The 16,426-nt window shown below is 28.7% G+C and carries 21 protein-coding genes and 1 pseudogene; 2 read left to right on the forward strand and 20 right to left on the reverse strand.

Annotation, left to right across the window (positions count from 1 at the left end; genetic code table 4):
* Positions 1–76 precede the first annotated feature (76 nt).
* Positions 77–292 (forward strand): lipoprotein, encoded by a 216-nt coding sequence (locus tag ACOBWH_RS07195; protein ID WP_424526298.1) that lies wholly within the window; start codon positions 77–79, stop codon positions 290–292.
* Entirely contained in the window at positions 229–459 is a 231-nt protein-coding gene (locus tag ACOBWH_RS07200) for a hypothetical protein (RefSeq protein ID WP_424526299.1), read from the forward strand. The genes ACOBWH_RS07195 and ACOBWH_RS07200 overlap by 64 nt, the downstream gene beginning before the upstream one ends.
* 25 nt (positions 460–484) lie before the next feature.
* Here ACOBWH_RS07200 and ACOBWH_RS07205 read toward each other — a convergent pair.
* The 20 genes and pseudogenes from ACOBWH_RS07205 to ACOBWH_RS07300 all read right to left on the reverse strand — a co-directional run bounded on the left by ACOBWH_RS07205 (position 485) and on the right by ACOBWH_RS07300 (position 16,319).
* Positions 485–1,964: pseudogene (locus ACOBWH_RS07205) on the reverse strand (spiroplasma phage ORF1-like family protein).
* The gene (locus ACOBWH_RS07210; RefSeq protein WP_424526300.1) at positions 1,901–2,491 is read right to left on the reverse strand and encodes a spiroplasma phage ORF1-like family protein; all 591 of its coding nucleotides are present in this window, start codon (positions 2,489–2,491) and stop codon (positions 1,901–1,903) included. The pseudogene ACOBWH_RS07205 and the gene ACOBWH_RS07210 overlap by 64 nt, the downstream one beginning before the upstream one ends.
* 16 nt (positions 2,492–2,507) lie before the next feature.
* A complete protein-coding gene (locus tag ACOBWH_RS07215) occupies positions 2,508–2,744 on the reverse strand; it encodes a hypothetical protein (protein WP_424526301.1) in 237 nt (78 codons plus the stop codon).
* Positions 2,744–3,142 (reverse strand): hypothetical protein, encoded by a 399-nt coding sequence (locus tag ACOBWH_RS07220; RefSeq protein ID WP_424526302.1) that lies wholly within the window; start codon positions 3,140–3,142, stop codon positions 2,744–2,746. Before ACOBWH_RS07220 ends, ACOBWH_RS07215 begins: the two co-directional genes overlap by 1 nt.
* On the reverse strand, positions 3,135–4,148 hold the full coding sequence (locus tag ACOBWH_RS07225; RefSeq protein ID WP_424526303.1) for a hypothetical protein: 1,014 nt from the start codon (positions 4,146–4,148) through the stop codon (positions 3,135–3,137). The genes ACOBWH_RS07220 and ACOBWH_RS07225 overlap by 8 nt, the downstream gene beginning before the upstream one ends.
* Positions 4,148–4,351 (reverse strand): DUF2649 family protein, encoded by a 204-nt coding sequence (locus ACOBWH_RS07230; protein WP_004028252.1) that lies wholly within the window; start codon positions 4,349–4,351, stop codon positions 4,148–4,150. Before ACOBWH_RS07230 ends, ACOBWH_RS07225 begins: the two co-directional genes overlap by 1 nt.
* Positions 4,352–4,503: 152 nt before the next feature.
* Positions 4,504–4,938 (reverse strand): DUF3627 domain-containing protein, encoded by a 435-nt coding sequence (locus ACOBWH_RS07235; protein ID WP_424526304.1) that lies wholly within the window; start codon positions 4,936–4,938, stop codon positions 4,504–4,506.
* Positions 4,939–6,074: 1,136 nt separating this feature from the next.
* Positions 6,075–6,326, reverse strand: coding sequence for a hypothetical protein (locus ACOBWH_RS07240; protein WP_126821177.1), 252 nt, complete (start codon positions 6,324–6,326; stop codon positions 6,075–6,077).
* On the reverse strand, positions 6,326–6,475 hold the full coding sequence (locus ACOBWH_RS07245) for a hypothetical protein (RefSeq protein WP_127092929.1): 150 nt from the start codon (positions 6,473–6,475) through the stop codon (positions 6,326–6,328). Before ACOBWH_RS07245 ends, ACOBWH_RS07240 begins: the two co-directional genes overlap by 1 nt.
* A gap of 106 nt (positions 6,476–6,581) precedes the next feature.
* Positions 6,582–6,731, reverse strand: coding sequence for a hypothetical protein (locus ACOBWH_RS07250; RefSeq protein ID WP_424527466.1), 150 nt, complete (start codon positions 6,729–6,731; stop codon positions 6,582–6,584).
* A 5-nt stretch (positions 6,732–6,736) separates the two neighbouring features.
* Entirely contained in the window at positions 6,737–7,678 is a 942-nt protein-coding gene (gene pfkB, locus ACOBWH_RS07255) for a 1-phosphofructokinase (protein WP_424526305.1), read from the reverse strand.
* 76 nt (positions 7,679–7,754) lie between these two features.
* Positions 7,755–9,818, reverse strand: a complete 2,064-nt coding sequence (locus ACOBWH_RS07260; RefSeq protein ID WP_424526306.1) for a fructose-specific PTS transporter subunit EIIC — start codon at positions 9,816–9,818, stop codon at positions 7,755–7,757.
* 25 nt (positions 9,819–9,843) lie between these two features.
* Positions 9,844–10,545 carry a DeoR/GlpR family DNA-binding transcription regulator gene (locus ACOBWH_RS07265; RefSeq protein ID WP_424526307.1) on the reverse strand — a complete coding sequence of 234 codons (702 nt, stop codon included), beginning with the start codon at positions 10,543–10,545 and terminating at the stop codon, positions 9,844–9,846.
* Positions 10,546–10,626: 81 nt separating this feature from the next.
* Entirely contained in the window at positions 10,627–12,483 is a 1,857-nt protein-coding gene (gene infB / locus ACOBWH_RS07270; protein WP_424526308.1) for a translation initiation factor IF-2, read from the reverse strand.
* A gap of 17 nt (positions 12,484–12,500) precedes the next feature.
* Entirely contained in the window at positions 12,501–12,812 is a 312-nt protein-coding gene (locus tag ACOBWH_RS07275; RefSeq protein ID WP_424526309.1) for a L7Ae/L30e/S12e/Gadd45 family ribosomal protein, read from the reverse strand.
* Between the two features lie 2 nt (positions 12,813–12,814).
* Positions 12,815–13,090: an RNase P modulator RnpM gene (gene rnpM, locus ACOBWH_RS07280; protein WP_070407074.1), complete on the reverse strand. Its 276-nt coding sequence runs from the start codon at positions 13,088–13,090 to the stop codon at positions 12,815–12,817.
* A 19-nt stretch (positions 13,091–13,109) separates the two neighbouring features.
* Positions 13,110–14,528 (reverse strand): transcription termination factor NusA, encoded by a 1,419-nt coding sequence (gene nusA, locus ACOBWH_RS07285; RefSeq protein WP_424526310.1) that lies wholly within the window; start codon positions 14,526–14,528, stop codon positions 13,110–13,112.
* A gap of 18 nt (positions 14,529–14,546) precedes the next feature.
* Positions 14,547–15,029, reverse strand: coding sequence for a ribosome maturation factor RimP (locus ACOBWH_RS07290; protein ID WP_424526311.1), 483 nt, complete (start codon positions 15,027–15,029; stop codon positions 14,547–14,549).
* Between the two features lie 337 nt (positions 15,030–15,366).
* Positions 15,367–15,543, reverse strand: a complete 177-nt coding sequence (locus tag ACOBWH_RS07295) for a hypothetical protein (protein WP_424526312.1) — start codon at positions 15,541–15,543, stop codon at positions 15,367–15,369.
* Positions 15,544–15,800: 257 nt separating this feature from the next.
* Positions 15,801–16,319 carry a UPF0236 family transposase-like protein gene (locus ACOBWH_RS07300; protein WP_424527443.1) on the reverse strand — a complete coding sequence of 173 codons (519 nt, stop codon included), beginning with the start codon at positions 16,317–16,319 and terminating at the stop codon, positions 15,801–15,803.
* Positions 16,320–16,426 lie beyond the last annotated feature (107 nt).

Raw genomic sequence — 16,426 nt, forward strand, 5'->3', positions numbered from 1 at the left:
TATATGATAAGATTAATTATAGCATTCAAGTAATTTTAATAAAGGAGAAGTAAAATATATAAAGGAGAAGTAAAATATGAAAAAATGACTTAGCATTTTAGGAACAATCGGATTAACAGCAACAAGTACAACAACATTAATTAGTTGTGAAAAACCAAATAACAATAAAAACGGTGTGGGTAATAAACCCGAACCTTGAAATCCACAACAACCACCAGAAAATAGTAATTGAAAGTTGATTACTGATGTTGAAAGAGAAAAAAAGAAGGACGTTGAACAAAAACTTATATAAAAATTTTTAGACGTTATTCGAATGTAAATTATGAAATTTTAAATAGTAAAGGAATATCTGGCACATATACTAATTTAAAAGCGGTTTATCGATGAGATGGAACTGATGAACCCCAAACACCAACAATTAATCCTAATACTGGTGAAATTACAAATTGAAAAGGTTAAAAAGGAACTATTTTTAAGTTCCTTTTTATATTAATCTTACAAATTTCATAAAAATAATTAATAGGAATATATTTGTTATTGTGTTATATAATGCTGGACTAAATTTTCACACCTCAAATGTTTGATTAAAAAAACTATATATTGTTTGAAAAATTTTACCAACACCACTTGCTAATTCATTCACTTGTTTAACACCGGGAATATTATTTACAACTCAAATTGCAGCATTTCTGATATGACACGCAATATTATATCAACTACAACTTTCATATTGTGCTTGTCATCATTGACCGTCTGGAAACAACCCACCATTATTAATCTCTTGTCAGTTATAAATTCCAAAATTAAAATCATAATAACGATACATATCATTTTCTTTTTGTGCTTGCAATTCAAAAACATTATAACCAATTTTTTGTTCTTCAATCTTTTTATATTTTAAACCATATTTATCTTTTAAAGCACCTTCAAAAATATAACCCTCATTTTGATTAATATTATAATCATTTGCAACTGAAAAATCATAATTAAATACATTACCATAATTTGTGTTATAAAACCGATTTTTAAATGCTGAATACAATTTAATATCTAATTGCTTATATTTATCAGAAAAATAAAAATAACGAGGATAAATCTTAAAACCATTATTTGCTAATAAACCATATTTTTTATTATATCCTTGTACATAAGTATTATTTTCCAAGTCAAAAATTGTTCGTAAATAATCTTTATAAAAGTTCTGCGAAACTGTAAACATACTATTTAATAATTTTTCAAATTGACTTTTATTAGTATTATTTTCTTCAATTAATACATCTCTAAAATTAACTAATTTTAAACCAAAAAAGTTAATTAAAACAGTATCATATTGTAAATTATCAATATATCCACTTTCAATAAAATTACTACGATTTTGAAAGACAGGAACTAAAGCATGAGCAAAAAAAGATTTTAGAAATTTATTAATATCAATTTGTCCATTCATTTTTTCATAATATTTAATATTTCCACTTTCCAAATACGAATTAGTATTTGCATCAAAATTAAATATATTATCTTTTTCTTTCATCAATTGTTAAAATCATCCGATAAATTGACTTAAAACTGTTTCTTACTAAACTTTCATCTATAATTTCAAAATCAAAAATAATTCTTTCACTACCTAAATTTGGATCATCATAATCAGGGTTACCACCTTGTTGAACTCTAATATTTTCTTGAATAATAACATCTAAATATAGATTTAAAAAATCCTTAACTTTATTTTGATTTTCAACACTTCAATCTGTAATTTCACCAGTATTAGGATTAATTGTTGGTGTTTGGGGTTCATCAGTTCCATCTCATCGATAAACCGCTTTTAAATTAGTATATGTGCCAGATATTCCTTTACTATTTAAAATTTCATAATTTACATTCGAATAACGTCTAAAAATTTTTATATAAGTTTTTGTTCAACGTCCTTCTTTTTTTCTCTTTCAACATCAGTAATCAACTTTCAATTATCTTCAATTAAATTAACTACTTGTAAATCAGTTATATTTGTTTTTAATTTATTTAACATTTGCATTAAATTATATTTATTTGCAAATGAATAAACAAAATTAGTTAATTCTTTTAAAAATTGTTTTTTGTCAGCATCATAAAATTTATCAATACTATATTGTTTAGCATAACTATCTCAATTTTTATATAAGTCCATAAACTCATCACTAGACTTATCAAATGAAATTCCTGTTGAATAACTATCTTTCAAAAAATCTAAATACCATTTATCATTGTAAGTTAATGTTTGTGATGTTTTTAAAGTCGGATTAATAAAATAATTTGTTTCAGACCAATTTTCAAAAAAAGTACTACGTAAAAACATTGTATTAATAAAATCAGTTTCATTCATTCCCGTTGTTTGTTGATTAACAGTATAATTTTGCTGATTTAAGGGTTTAAATGCTGTTAAAGTAATAAAAGGAATAATTAAACCTAAAATACCTAAAATAGATATTGCAAATAAAGATAATGATTTTTTCATATTTATAATTCAACTCCTAACTATACAATGTTTTTGAAACAATAAACCCAACTATATATAAACTTGATATCGTTAAGATTAATGGATGACTAAACAAAATTGCCATTTTGCCAAACAAAGAAAGTAAAAAAATATCTGAGTTATATAAATCCATAATGATATTTTTTGCTGATGTAAGTTGGTTTATAATAACTGTTATAAAACCTGTACCAAAAATAGCGATTGCTGCAACTAATAAAACTAATCTAATCATTATTTATTCACTCTCCGATATCCTTGTTCTCTTGTTTTTGCTTGTTTTGCTAAACTTGATAATTGCTGTTTATTACGATTAATTTTAAACTGTTTACGCTCTTTAAAATGTTTTTGCATACCTTGTTTAGTATCTGAAACTCCACGAGCAGTCGCAGAATAAATACTTGATACACCCGTTTGTACTGTTGACCCTAATTCGTTATATTGTGTTCTTGTGCCGTGAATTGCATAAATAGATAACTTAACAACCATAAAAAAGATAATAAAATAAGCAATCGTTGTATTTGTCATTGGTAATTTTGTATTTCAAATTACATCAAAAATAAACAAAAATACATCAAAAATAAAACTAAAAATCTTATCTCAATTACTACTTTCTGATAATAAATTAATCATTTTTACCACTTCCTTTTTCTTTTTTAGGTTTTAAATTCTTTTTCAAAATATCAATATCAAACAATTCTAAACGCTCTTTAACACTCAATTTAGTAATTTCTGACCAGTAATATTCTTTATAATTAACTATTTCATCATTTTTTAAATCACGAACAAACTTTAATCATTGACTATCATATTTCTGTGCAAATTCTAAAGGAATAATTATCTTAAAAAACCGAATTCCTAACCCAACATCCAACTTATGTTTTGCTCGTTTACCTTCTGCTGTTCTTTCTACTGATTTTGTTTTTCAAATTTCATAATCCGTAATATCTTGAAAAATACCAATTCGCATAATAAAGAAACGATTAAAAAAATTAAATCCTTTTTTAGCAATCGGTTTTTTCAATGAAATAGGAATAATAATACCACTTGCTAATTGTCGGATATTATTTCAAATCATACCCTCACGCTGTGCTGTAAACAAAGCACGATTACCAAAATGTCTTGCTAAAACAATTCACGGAATTTTACCACTATGAACTTTTTTCTCATCGTGCGGACTAGTTCCATCAATATATAAATAACTTTCATCAAATAAAATAACACTATCATCAGGGGGAACTGGTTTTGTTCGATCGGTAAAATCTAAATTTTTAAATGTTAAAACTTTAACTTTATCATCTTCTAACGGATAATTACTATAAATTTTATCTGTTAATAATTTCATAGTTTGTGATAAATAAGTTAAAAGTAAAGTTTTTCCAGTTCCTAATTTACCAATAATAACTGATAACGGATTATCTCAAACAAAATTAACTAACCGAAAAGCATTTAACTGATAAAATATGTTTTTTCAAACTCATCATACAAAATAAACACATTGCAAAGCAAACAATAATCAGAATACTAAACCAGTATAATTTAATGAAATTATTCAAAGTAATAAATCAATTAAACTAAACAAAATCATTGAACCACTAATATAACAATAATTTTTTAAGAAAAATATAAACTTTTTCATTACTTAAAATACCCAACTATTTTAAAAATCATTCATAACAAAAACCAAGTTAAAAACAAAATCACAATTCAAACACCAACCATCAGAGTTAAATATTCATTTTGAGTCAAAGTCCAAGTTGTAATACTTTCAACATTTATTTTATCTATAAACAAAAATATATGAATAAAAAACTCTTTTAATTTTTCTCAATCATTTTGCATATTTAAAAACTCCACATTTTTTGAATAAGTTTAAAAAACATCCCAAAAAATAAAACAATAAATAATACAAACGATATCACATATAAAAATTCAGGGGCATTTGAACCAATAATATAACTAACAAATTGAACTCAATAGTCATATAAACTCATTTAATTTAAATCTTTCAAATCATTAATCAATTCTTGCTGTTTTTCAACAGTTCAATTTGTTAAATTATTTTTAGTTGTTTTTACTTTTTTAGGTTCATTTGAAAATAATGCTTTGTGCATATTGTTAAAATAATTTTGTTTATATTGATTATACAAATTAATTAATTCTGTTCCAGTTAAATATTTTCAAATATGGCGTTTTAAATTTTCATCATATTTTACAATAGGATAAGAATTATCATAAATTAAACCAATAGCAACTTGATCAGAATGTTTTTCACTCGGATAAATAAACTTATTACTTAATCAAAAACCAATATGGCGATTATGATTAGGCAAATTTATAAAACTTGCTTTATCTGTTTCAAAAACTATTAACTCTTTACAAATAAAATAATTTTCTATATTTTTATTTTTCTTAACAAAATTACTCAATTTTATCAACTCCTTAATAAACATTGTTTCTAATTAACAATGTTATATTTAATGTTCATATATTGCTTATTTATTGATAAAAACATTGATTATTAACAATGTTATACATAATGCTAATATATTGTTTATTTAATGTTTAATAAACAATGTTATTAACAATGTTAAATATATAAAATAGTAAAAATTGGCACACTGAAAAATACTATTTAATTTATAACAATAACTATTAAAATATAAAATCATAAGTTTATAATTAAGTTGATATTATTATGGTTTTCTCTCTGTATAAATTATTTTAAATAGAAAGGAGAAATAAAATATCGAAGAAATAATAAATTCATTTTTCTATTTAATAAATTCATTTTTTACAAACGTGATACCATCTATTTTTTGCTTATCATAATGGTATCACCAATTAAAACAATTATTTCAATAATAATAGTTTTAATAACAACTTTTAACTTTATTATTTGAATTTTTAATAAATTAACAAATTTATAAATATTTTATACAGAGAGAAAACCATAATAATACCTTAAATATCACATAAAAAACTAGTGTGCCTTAGTTTCTTTAAACAGGATTTTTCATCTTGTTAACTTTGTAGACAGTGTATAATGCAAAAATAAACAACAAAATTATTTATTCAATTCACATAAAAACTAGTGTGCCACTGAAAAATACTATTTAATTTTTAATAATATTTATTAAAATATAAAATTAATAATTTATAATTAAATTGATATTTTTACACTATACACTGTTTACAAATTTTAAAGAAAGTAGGTGTATTTATAAAAAATATTATAAAAATTTATTTTCCAAATCTATTACTAATATGACCTTTAATAGAAATATTCTTATTTTTATTAAATCCTACTAAAAAAATATTTTTCATAATAGACTCAATATTATGAATAATAAACAATATAGATTTATCCACTATAGAAAATATAGTTAAACTTATATGTATAATAGGAATTTTTATTATTCCAATATTAACAATAATAAAGTTTATTAAAAAATAAATTTGTAAACAGTGTATAGTGTAAAAATAAACAATAAAATTATTTAATAAAATCACATAACAAAGTTAGTGTGCCACAGCTAAAATATATAATCAGTTATACTAAATATTAAAATCCTTTAACCATAACACGGAAAAAGTTTAATATCTTAACAATAACAAAAATACCAAATGGAATTAAAATAATTCACGCATCACCTAAAAAGGTCATTAATTGTGGTAATACAGCATAAATTGCTTCTTTAACTTTCATCATTGCTTGTCCTAAACCACTTCAAATCGAACCCATTCCATCTGAAATAGTAGGCTTATCACCAACTGCTAAAAAATTAATTGCTGTTGTTAAATACATCCCTAACATTATTTCTTATCCTCCTTGTTTTCAATTTCTTTTTTATCTTTTTTCTTACCTCGAATTTGGCGAATTTTTTGATAAATTGATAAACCAATTCAAGCAAAAATCCCTAATATAATAACAACACTAAATATTGTCGTTAATCAAAATGGCATAATTTAATCCTCCTAAAAATCTAATTTTGCGACACGCTTCGCGTGTTCGCTACGCTCAAAATAAACAATATTGAATAAATTACCGCTAATAAATTACGCGAATAATTTATTCATCTTCTTTTTCATTATTAATTACAATGTTATTAACAGTATTAATAACATTATCTTTCCCATACTTAGTTACTAAGGACCGCAAAATAAAATAATGTTTCTTTTCAATAAAAAATCAACCCCTTTCTGAGTTGATTTGTTGCACTTCACTTACACGATGCCTTTAAAAATTGTAATTTTAATTTGTGGTTTTAAACTTTCAACTACTTCACGAGTAGCAATTCCCGGACTAAAAGCCGTTGCTGAACCAGCACAAATTCCCATTAACAAGGCTGTTTGATAATCTTTTGTTGCTAAATAAGTTCCAACAAAACCAGCGACCATCGAATCGCCAGCGCCAACTGAATTTATTAGTTGTCCTGTTGCGGTGTTCGCTAAGTAAACATCTTGTGTGGTAATTAACATACTACCATCTTTGCCACTACTAATTAAAACATTTTGGGCACCTTGAGCACGAAGTTTCTGTCCTAACGTAATAATTTCTGTTACTTGTTTAAAGTGGTAATTTGTCCCAAACAGTTCATTTAATTCCGCTAAATTTGGTTTAATCAAAAATGGTTTTGTCGCTAAAGTTGATAATAACACATCGTTTGTTGCATCAACAACAAATAAGATTTCATGGTCATGACAATAAGTACTAATAACTTGATAAAGATTAGGATCACAATTCCGTGGTAATGAACCAGAAATAATTAAACAATCGTTTTTTGTTACTTTTGTTTTAATTAAAGTTAAAATTGCAGTTATATCAGCGGGGGTTATTGCAAATGCAACACCATTTAATTCGGTTTCTTGTTTAACTTCTAAGCTTTTAATTTTCATATTTGTTCGGGTTTTACCACTAACTTCATGAAAATAAGCCGGAATTTGCTGCTCTGTTAAATAATGTTCAAACATTTCCTTGTTATCACGGCCCAAAAACCCCAAGGCAGTGGTTGGATAACCTAAATGCTGTAACATCACAGCAACATTAATTCCTTTCCCTCCAATAATATCATATTCCCCTACTGCTTTATTTGTTTCCCCTATCTGAAAATTAGGAACTTCAATAATTTGATCAATTGCTGGGTTCAACGTTAATGTATAAATCATCTTCTTACTCCTTTATTTCTTATTTTAACATTATAAAAACCCAAATTATTGGGTTTTTAATAATTAATTTAAACTGCTAACGTAATTTTTTAGCCTTTAACGCATACATTCTTCAAAATCCAAGAATTAAGGCACTAATTAAACTACCAATAATTAAAGCAATCACGGAAATTAAAACCGCGACACCAATCGAAGCACCATGATTACCAATTGTAAACCAGTTTTTACCATTATCTTGAATTTGTAGTAATGGAAAGACAAAGATTCCTCCATGGGGTGCTGCTAAAGTGACACCAAAACCACTAACAATTGCACCCGATACGGCACTTCCAACCATAATTGATGGAATTGTTCGTTTTGGATCTGATGCCGCAAACGGAATAGCACCTTCTGTAATAAAACAAGCGGCTAAGAATCAGTTGGTATTTCCTTGTTCAACATCTTTTTTTGTTCAATATTTTTTAAATATTCTAGTACATAATGCTAATGCTAATGGTGGGACCATTCCCGTTAACATTGCTGCTGCCATAAAGACTGTTCCACCGTTTGTTGAACGAATTCCAGCATATGCACTTTGCGTTGCATCAATTGTTAATGTTCCAAAGACATAAGCGGCTTTATTAATTGGCCCTCCCATATCAGCGGCCATCATTAACCCAATAATAATCCCAATTAAGGCACTTAAATTATAATCAGCAATTGCTTTTAACCCTAATCCTAGGCCATAGTTTAAGTAACCTAATGGAATATTAAGACCAAACATTAAAACTCCCGCAGCTAATGCTGTCAACACGGGAATTAAGACAATGTCTCGAACCCCACGAACTGATGGATGAAAACGAGCAAATCCTTTTTGACATCCATAAACAACAAAGGCAACAAGATACCCTCCAATTAAGGCTCCAAAAAACCCTGAGTTAAAGTTTGAGATTGAATCAGGGAACAAGCGTCCTCACGTGTTAGCTCATCCTGTTTTTGTGGAAGTATCATATAACATCCCTGGGGCGTTGGCAATTAACCCGGCAGTCATCCCTGGTAATATTCCTTGTGGGCCAACAATTGAGTAACAAACATAAGCCCCCAAAATTGGTACCATCATCCCAAAGATAACTTTTCCTAAACCTGAAAATCAAGCGGCAATATCACGTGTTACTCCAAAATTACCACCAGTATTACCAGAATCTAATAAAAATCCAATTCCTAAAATAATTCCTCCAGCAACAACAAAGGGTAACATTCTTGATACCCCCCCCAGCAGGTTTTTGGTAACATCTTTAAAGTTTTTTAAACTTAATTCTCCAACTTCATCACTACCACTTTTGCTGGCTTTTCCAACGGTTAACCGTTTTCCTGCAAGAGCATCACCAATTACCTCTTGGCCATGATAAATAACATCTTTTGTACTTGTTTCTAAATATGAAACACCATTCATCCGGTCCATCCCAGTAATTTTTTTATCAATTCCTAGAATAACTGCTTTCGCATTCGCAATATCTGTTGCGGTTAAAACGTTTTCGTTCCCCCCGCGTCCTTGCGTTTCAACTTTAATTGTTAATCCCATTGCTTTTGCGGCTTCTTCCATTTTTTCTTTTGCCATAAAAGTATGAGCAATTCCTGTTGGACAAGCTGTAATCCCAACAACATCATAATGACCATTAACACTTGGTGAATCATTCGCTGCTTGTGCTGATGTTGATTCAACAAAAGCTGTGATAATATCATCAAAACTTTTTGCTGCCCGAATTTTTGCAACAACTTCACTTTTTCCTAAGAAACTAGCAAGATGGGCTAATGCTTGTAAATGTTGTTCGCCCCCTTTTTCAGGAGTTGTAATCATAAAAATGACATCAACTGGTTTTTGATCTAAACTTTGTCAATCAACAGCCTTTTTTAAGGTCATAATTGCAATTGCTGGTTTTGTAACACTGTTACTTGAACAATGCGGAATGGCTAAACCATCGCCGACTCCTGTTGGGCCTTCTGTTTCGCGTTTTTCTAACGCTTTAATTAACTGTTCTTCGTTAGTGACAATTTTACTATTTCCTAACGCTGTTGCTAAAGTCTTAAAAACTGCCGTTTTATCACTAGCAGCGGTTTTTAAGAAGGTTGTTGCTTCGGTAAAATAATCAATTATCTTCATAATTATTTCTACTGCTTCCTTTCTCCTAATTTGTAATAATTTTAACTTCCGACCGGGAAGCAAATTTTACTAATGATTTGACGTTAAATTTTGATTTATCTGCTAGAACATAACTCTTATTTGCTTGCTTAATAACCTCTGCTTTAATCATTGCTTCATCCGGATCAGTTGTATATAAATCAGAACCACTAATCCCATTAACACCTAAAAAAGCACAATCAAGGTGATACTTTTGTAAAGTGCTAACTGCTTCTCATCCAATTAAAGCCCCGGTTTGGTGTTTATACTTACCACCCAAGACATACACGTTATTAAATCCTGCTAAGGCTAGTAATTCCACATGAAAAATGGAATTTGTGATAATAACCAAGTCATCCGCTGGCCGCATTAATTTAATCAACGCTAATGTTGATGAACCAGCATCTAAATAAAGACACATTTTTGGTTTAATTTTTCTAACTGCTTGTTGGGCAATTAAATATTTTGCTTCAGCATGGTGCTGAATCTTTTCATTTAATTGTTCTTCTAAGCGAAATTCACGACCCTTTTGCAGTTTAACCCCACCATGGACGCGCTTTAATAACCCTTGATGTTCCATTTCCGTTAAATCACGGCGTAAGGTTGTCGGTGATAACTGTAAGTTAATAATCAAGTCATTAACAAGCACTAAGTGTTGCTCATCTAAACAAGCTAAAATTTTTTCTCATCGTTGTTCTTTTAACATCATTTCACCATTTTTATTATACCTCAATTTTAACCAAAAACAACTAAAAATAACATAAAATAACCAAAAAAAAAAAAAAAACCTCTACTTTGTAGCAGCTTTTTCAATATATGTTTCAATAACATCTTGTTCTTTTAAGTCATTATAATTTTTAATTGTTAGCCCACATTCCGCACCAACTTTTGCTTCTTTAATGTCATCTTTAACATGTTTTAATGAGGCTAATTCCCCATCATAAACAATAACACCATCACGTAAAATTCGTACTCGCGATTTACGCGGAATTACCCCATCAGTAACATGACAACCAGCAATTGTTCCAATGTTAGAATGACGGAAAATTTGACGAACTTCGGCTTGCCCCAAGACTTCTTCAACCATTTCAGGATCTAACATTCCTTCAGCTGCGGCAATAATTTCTTCGATTAACTTATAAATGATGGTATGTAAACGAATTTCAACCCCTTCATCTTCCGCTTTTTTCCGTACATGCGCAGTTGGACGAACATTAAAACCAACAATAAAGGCTTGACTTGCTAACCCCAGGGTAACATCACTTTCCGAAATTCCCCCCACGGTTGCTCGTAAAACATTAATTTTAACACCTTGAATATTAATTTTTTGTAAACTTGATTTAACTGCTTCAACCGTTCCTTGGGTATCTGCTTTTAAAATAATGTTAATTTGTTTTAATTGCCCATCTTTAATTTGAGCAGATAAACTTTCTAATGAAAAGACTTGATTTTTATAACGTTTATTAATCGTATCCGTTGCTTTTCGTTTTAGAGCAATTTCACGGGCTAACTTCTCATCCCGAAAGACCATAAAACGGTCCCCTGCATTTGGAACTTCATTTAAACCGTGAATAATAATCGGTGTTGATGGTCCTGCTGTTTTAATTTTTTTACCACTCTCATCCGATAAGTCACGAACATACCCGAAGGTATATCCGGCTACTAAGGCATCTTTGATATTTAAGGTTCCTGATTGAACTAATAACGTTGCAACTGGTCCTAATCCACGATCTAAATGCGATTCAATAACCGTTCCTAAAGCAAAACGATTTGGATTAGCTCTTAACTCCATTAAATCAGCCATTAGTAAAATCGTATCTAATAGCTCATCAATTCCTTGTTTTTGTTTTGCACTTCCTTTAACATAAGGAACTGACCCTCCTCACTCTTCGGGGGTTAAATCTTCTTGTGATAATTGCATCATAACATTATCTAAGTTTGCACCGACTTTATCAATTTTATTAATAAAGACAATAATTGGTACCCCCGCTGCTTTGGCATGGTCGATTGCTTCTTTTGTTTGTAACATTACCCCATCATCAGCGGCAACAACTAAAACAACAATATCAGTTACCGCACTTCCGCGCGCTCGCATTTGGGTAAAAGCTTCATGCCCTGGGGTATCAACAAAGGTAATTTTTTCACCATTTTTAGTCTTAATTTGATAAGCGCCAATGTGTTGGGTAATTCCTCCGTGTTCAGTACTAACAACATTTGTATTCCGAATTGTATCTAATAACGTTGTTTTTCCATGGTCAACATGCCCCATAATTGTCACAATTGGGGGGCGTTTTTCTAATGATTTATCATCATCATTAACTTCAAAACTTTCAATTAGGTTTTCATGAGTTACTGATTTTTCTCGTTTAAAATCTAATCCAAACTCTAAACACAATTCTCCTAATTGATCTTCACTCAAATAAGTATTTTGATTTAACATAATTCCTTTTGTAAAAAAATACTTAATAATTTCACTAACTGGTTTATTAATTTTTTCCGCAAATTCCACAATTGCTAATGCTTCAGCATAAACAAAAACCCCCTCATTAATATGAGCTTCAACCGTCTTTAATTGGGATTGAATTCGATGGCGTTGATTTCTTGCTAATGATTTTTTATTTGATTTGTTATTTTTTTGATTACTCATCTGTCCCTCCTCCTTTTTTATTCTTTCTGATTTGTTAATAAAGTAAGTAAACTTTGTGCAAGATTGCGATCACTAATCCCAAGTGTTTTAACATTCTCGGTTCCCAATGCTTGCTGGGTTAATTTTGATTCAAGGCATTTGAAATAAGAGATATGATAATAAAAACATTTTTGTTCGTATTTTTTTGCTTGGGTTGCCCCTCCATCAACACTAGTTAACACCAAAAAAATTTTTTGTTGTTGAATTGCTGTTAATAAAAGCGCTCCTGTCACAAGTTTTCCGGCTTTTTTTGCTAAGCCAAGATAACTATAACCTTTGTGATCTAACATTTTTAATCTCACCCTTCATTAATTTCACGATATAACATATCATAAAATTGGTCAGTTAACTTTACTTTTAAAGCACGTTCTAAGGCGTGATTTTTTTTTGCTTTTTCATAATTTTCTAACGTTGGTCGCAAATAGGCTCCTCGCCCATTTGCTTTTCCCGTTGGGTCAATAATGATTTCACCACTTGGGGTTTTCACAACGCGCACCAATTCTTTTTTTGGCAACATTTGTTGTGAAACAACACATTTTCGTAATGGTGTTTGCTTGTGGTTTGCCATTTATATCCCTCCTAATTAATTATTTTTCTTTATCATAATAGTTATCATAATCATCATAATTAATTTCTTCATCCTCATCTTGACTTTCGAATTGTTCATTTTCAAAATAAGAAATGTTCTTTTCAATTTCTTGAATTTCTTCTGCTAATACTTCCGGCGCAGCTTCTGATAAATCATCAACATGATATTCGCCTTCATTAAGAATCATCGTTTCTTCTGCCATTTGTTCTTCAATAATTTCAAATTCTTCAACTGGTAAATCTACTGTGACTTCAACCGCTGGAGGTGGTGTACTTGCAGCTTCTTTGCCTTTGATTTTATCTTTTAGTTTAACTTGTAAAGCAGTTAATTCTTCACTTGTTAAATTTCCATTTCATAAAATTTCAATTTGTTTTGTTAACGCTTCACTATAACTCATAATGTTTAGTTTTCATTTTGTTAACTTTGCTACTAATTTAGCAACACTCCCACCTTTTCCAATTGCTAATGATAATTGTTCATCAGGAACAATAACATCGGCTTCTTTACCTTCATCATTCGTTATAATTGAAATTACTTTTACTGGTGATAAAGAATTAATGATAAATTGTTGACTATTGTCATCATAAATACAAATATCAATTTTTTCATCTTGTAGTTCAGCAGTAACTTTATTAATCCGACTTCCCTTGCTTCCAACACAAGCCCCAATTGGATCAATATTTTCATTTGTACTATAAACAGCAATTTTACTACGTCGACCAGGGTCACGGGCAATTGCTTTGACTTCAATTACTTGCTCAAAAATTTCAGAAATTTCACGTTCTAATAAACGATATAAAAAATCATTGCTTATTCGTGAACCGGTAATTTGCCCAGCATTTTTTGATTTAACAATATCTTCTGCTAAAAAAGTAATTTGTTGGCCAACTTCATAATTGTCTGAAAAAATTAAATTACGACGTGGAATATAAGCAAAGGTGCGGTCAACTTCCACTAACAAATACTTTTCTTCCGCAGCAATGACAATCCCAGTCATTAAGTGACCCTTTTGAACAATATATTCATCAAAAATTGAATCTTTTTCGGCTTCTTTAATTTGTTGTTTAATAATTTGACCAACTTGAAAAATTGCTAACCGTGAAAATTCTTCTGAATTAACTGGTTCATAAACTTTATCATCAACGGTAATTTGTTCACCATATTTCTCTTTTGCTTCATTTAAACCAATTTCTAACAAGTCATCTTCAACTTTCTTTACTACCGTTAATTCTTTTTCTACTTTAATTTGACCTGTTTTTCGATCAATATCAACGATAATTGTTGCTTCTGGATCAAAATGTTTTTCATAAGCTTTTTTAATTCCTTCTTTAATTGATTCTAAAATTAAATCGCGACTAATTTGTTTTTCATTAACAATTTCATCAATTGTTACTAATAGTTTTGCACCATCAATCATGCTATAATATATCCTTTCTTAAAATTTAACTGCACAACGCGCAAATTTAATGTTTTGATAAGTTGTTTGTAAGGTTTTGCGAGCCCCTTTGACAAAATAAGTAACCATTACTGTTTGTTTTTCATCAACTGCTGTTAATTCTCCACTAATTGCTGGTAAATTATTAACTTTTTCAATAAATTCAAAATAAACATAATGATTAACTTGTTGTTGTAATTCATCTCAATTTCGTAATGGTCGCTCAGCACCTGGTGTTGAGACTTCTAACAAGTATTCTTCCGCAAACAAATCAAGGTCATCAACCAGATGATTAATTTCTTCGCTAATAATTGTTAACCGGTCTAGATCAAACACCGTTGTTTGATCTTCAATTAAAATTTGCACAACATTAGTTTCAAAATCTTGTAAGTAATTAATTGCAAATAATGTTAAGTTTTGCTTTGCTAAGTAATTTTCCAAAGCTGTTTTTAACTGTGCTTGTTGTTTAATAAATTCTTCCATGCAACACCATCCTTTCTTAAACTATCATAATTAAAATTGTTGGCATTAAAGAAAGAGCACAATCGTGCTCTTTCTTGACCCTTTTTAATTACATTATTATTGTAATACTTTATTAATAAAAATGCAAATATTTATAAAAAACGTTCGAATATTATTTTAGGTACCAGTTTAACAATAATTTTAGACTATTTTTAAAAATAGTTAATCATTAAACCGCTTAATTTAAAAGTATCTTATTTACACATTTATTAAAACACATTTCTTTAAAAAAGGAAATACTAAAATGGTAATATTTTAAAAATATTCTTTTTCCGTAAGATTACTGGTTTTTTAACTACTATTTTACTGCTGTTATTTCTTTTAATACTTTACTAATACTAGTAGTACGATAATTCATTACAGGAATCCCTCCCTTTTTAGGCTCATATAATGAATTATTAGCATTATTATTTCACTTAGCCATTTTTATATTTTCCAATGAAATGTCTTTATTTTCAAGCTGTTCATTAAACATTTCTTTAACTAAGTTTAATCCATTAATTTTTGCTACACGTAAGGTTAAAATGTTCCAAAATGAATCATACGAATATATTTTATTCCCATGGCCTAATTGTGCTTTTATTGTATGCGATATTAATGCTTCCGCACATGCACTTAAACATCAATCATGTTTATATGCAATAATTCCATCTTTACGCTTTTTTAAGTATTTAATTACATTTAATAAATTATTTTGTTTAGTAATTAAATTAGGCTTATTTTTAAAGTATTCTAATGAGTAATTAATTTTGTATATTCCCCATTGTTAAAAAGACCTTTACAAATTTTAAACTGTAATTTATCATACTTACTTTTTAAATTAAATACTGTTCCAATTTTTCTAATTGCATGAAACTTATCTAAAACATATTTTGCATTTAAAAAATGAGAAGTATTTTTTATCCAATCAGCGCCATCTCCACATACAATAAATTGAGTCTCAGGTGTAATATTATAATATTTTGACATTTCTTTGAAAAGTTCTTCACTATATTCTAATGTATTAATATTTGTAGCAGTTCTTAATAATTTGCAATAAGCTCTCTTATTTAATAAAATTGAATTTCCAACTCTTTCATCTTCTGGCATATGACCTTGATGAAAAAATGCTGTCCGAATTCGAAATTTCTTCTTCTTATTTTTCTCTTTCAAAGATAAAAAAGTATCATCTAGAACAATATAAATATATTTTGATGATGTTTTATTGCTAAAATTATTACTTGCATTTTCTAAATTAAGATTGTAGAATAAAGGATGAAGTAGGAAAAATCAACTCTTATTAAAGAGTTGATTTTTTTATTTGAAAATTAACTCTAAAAATTAAATATATTGGCTCTACAAGTGTTTAATTTTACAAT

Origin of the sequence: Spiroplasma endosymbiont of Glossina fuscipes fuscipes (genome assembly GCF_049669535.1) — a bacterium.
GTDB lineage: Bacteria > Bacillota_I > Bacilli_A > Mycoplasmatales > Mycoplasmataceae > Spiroplasma.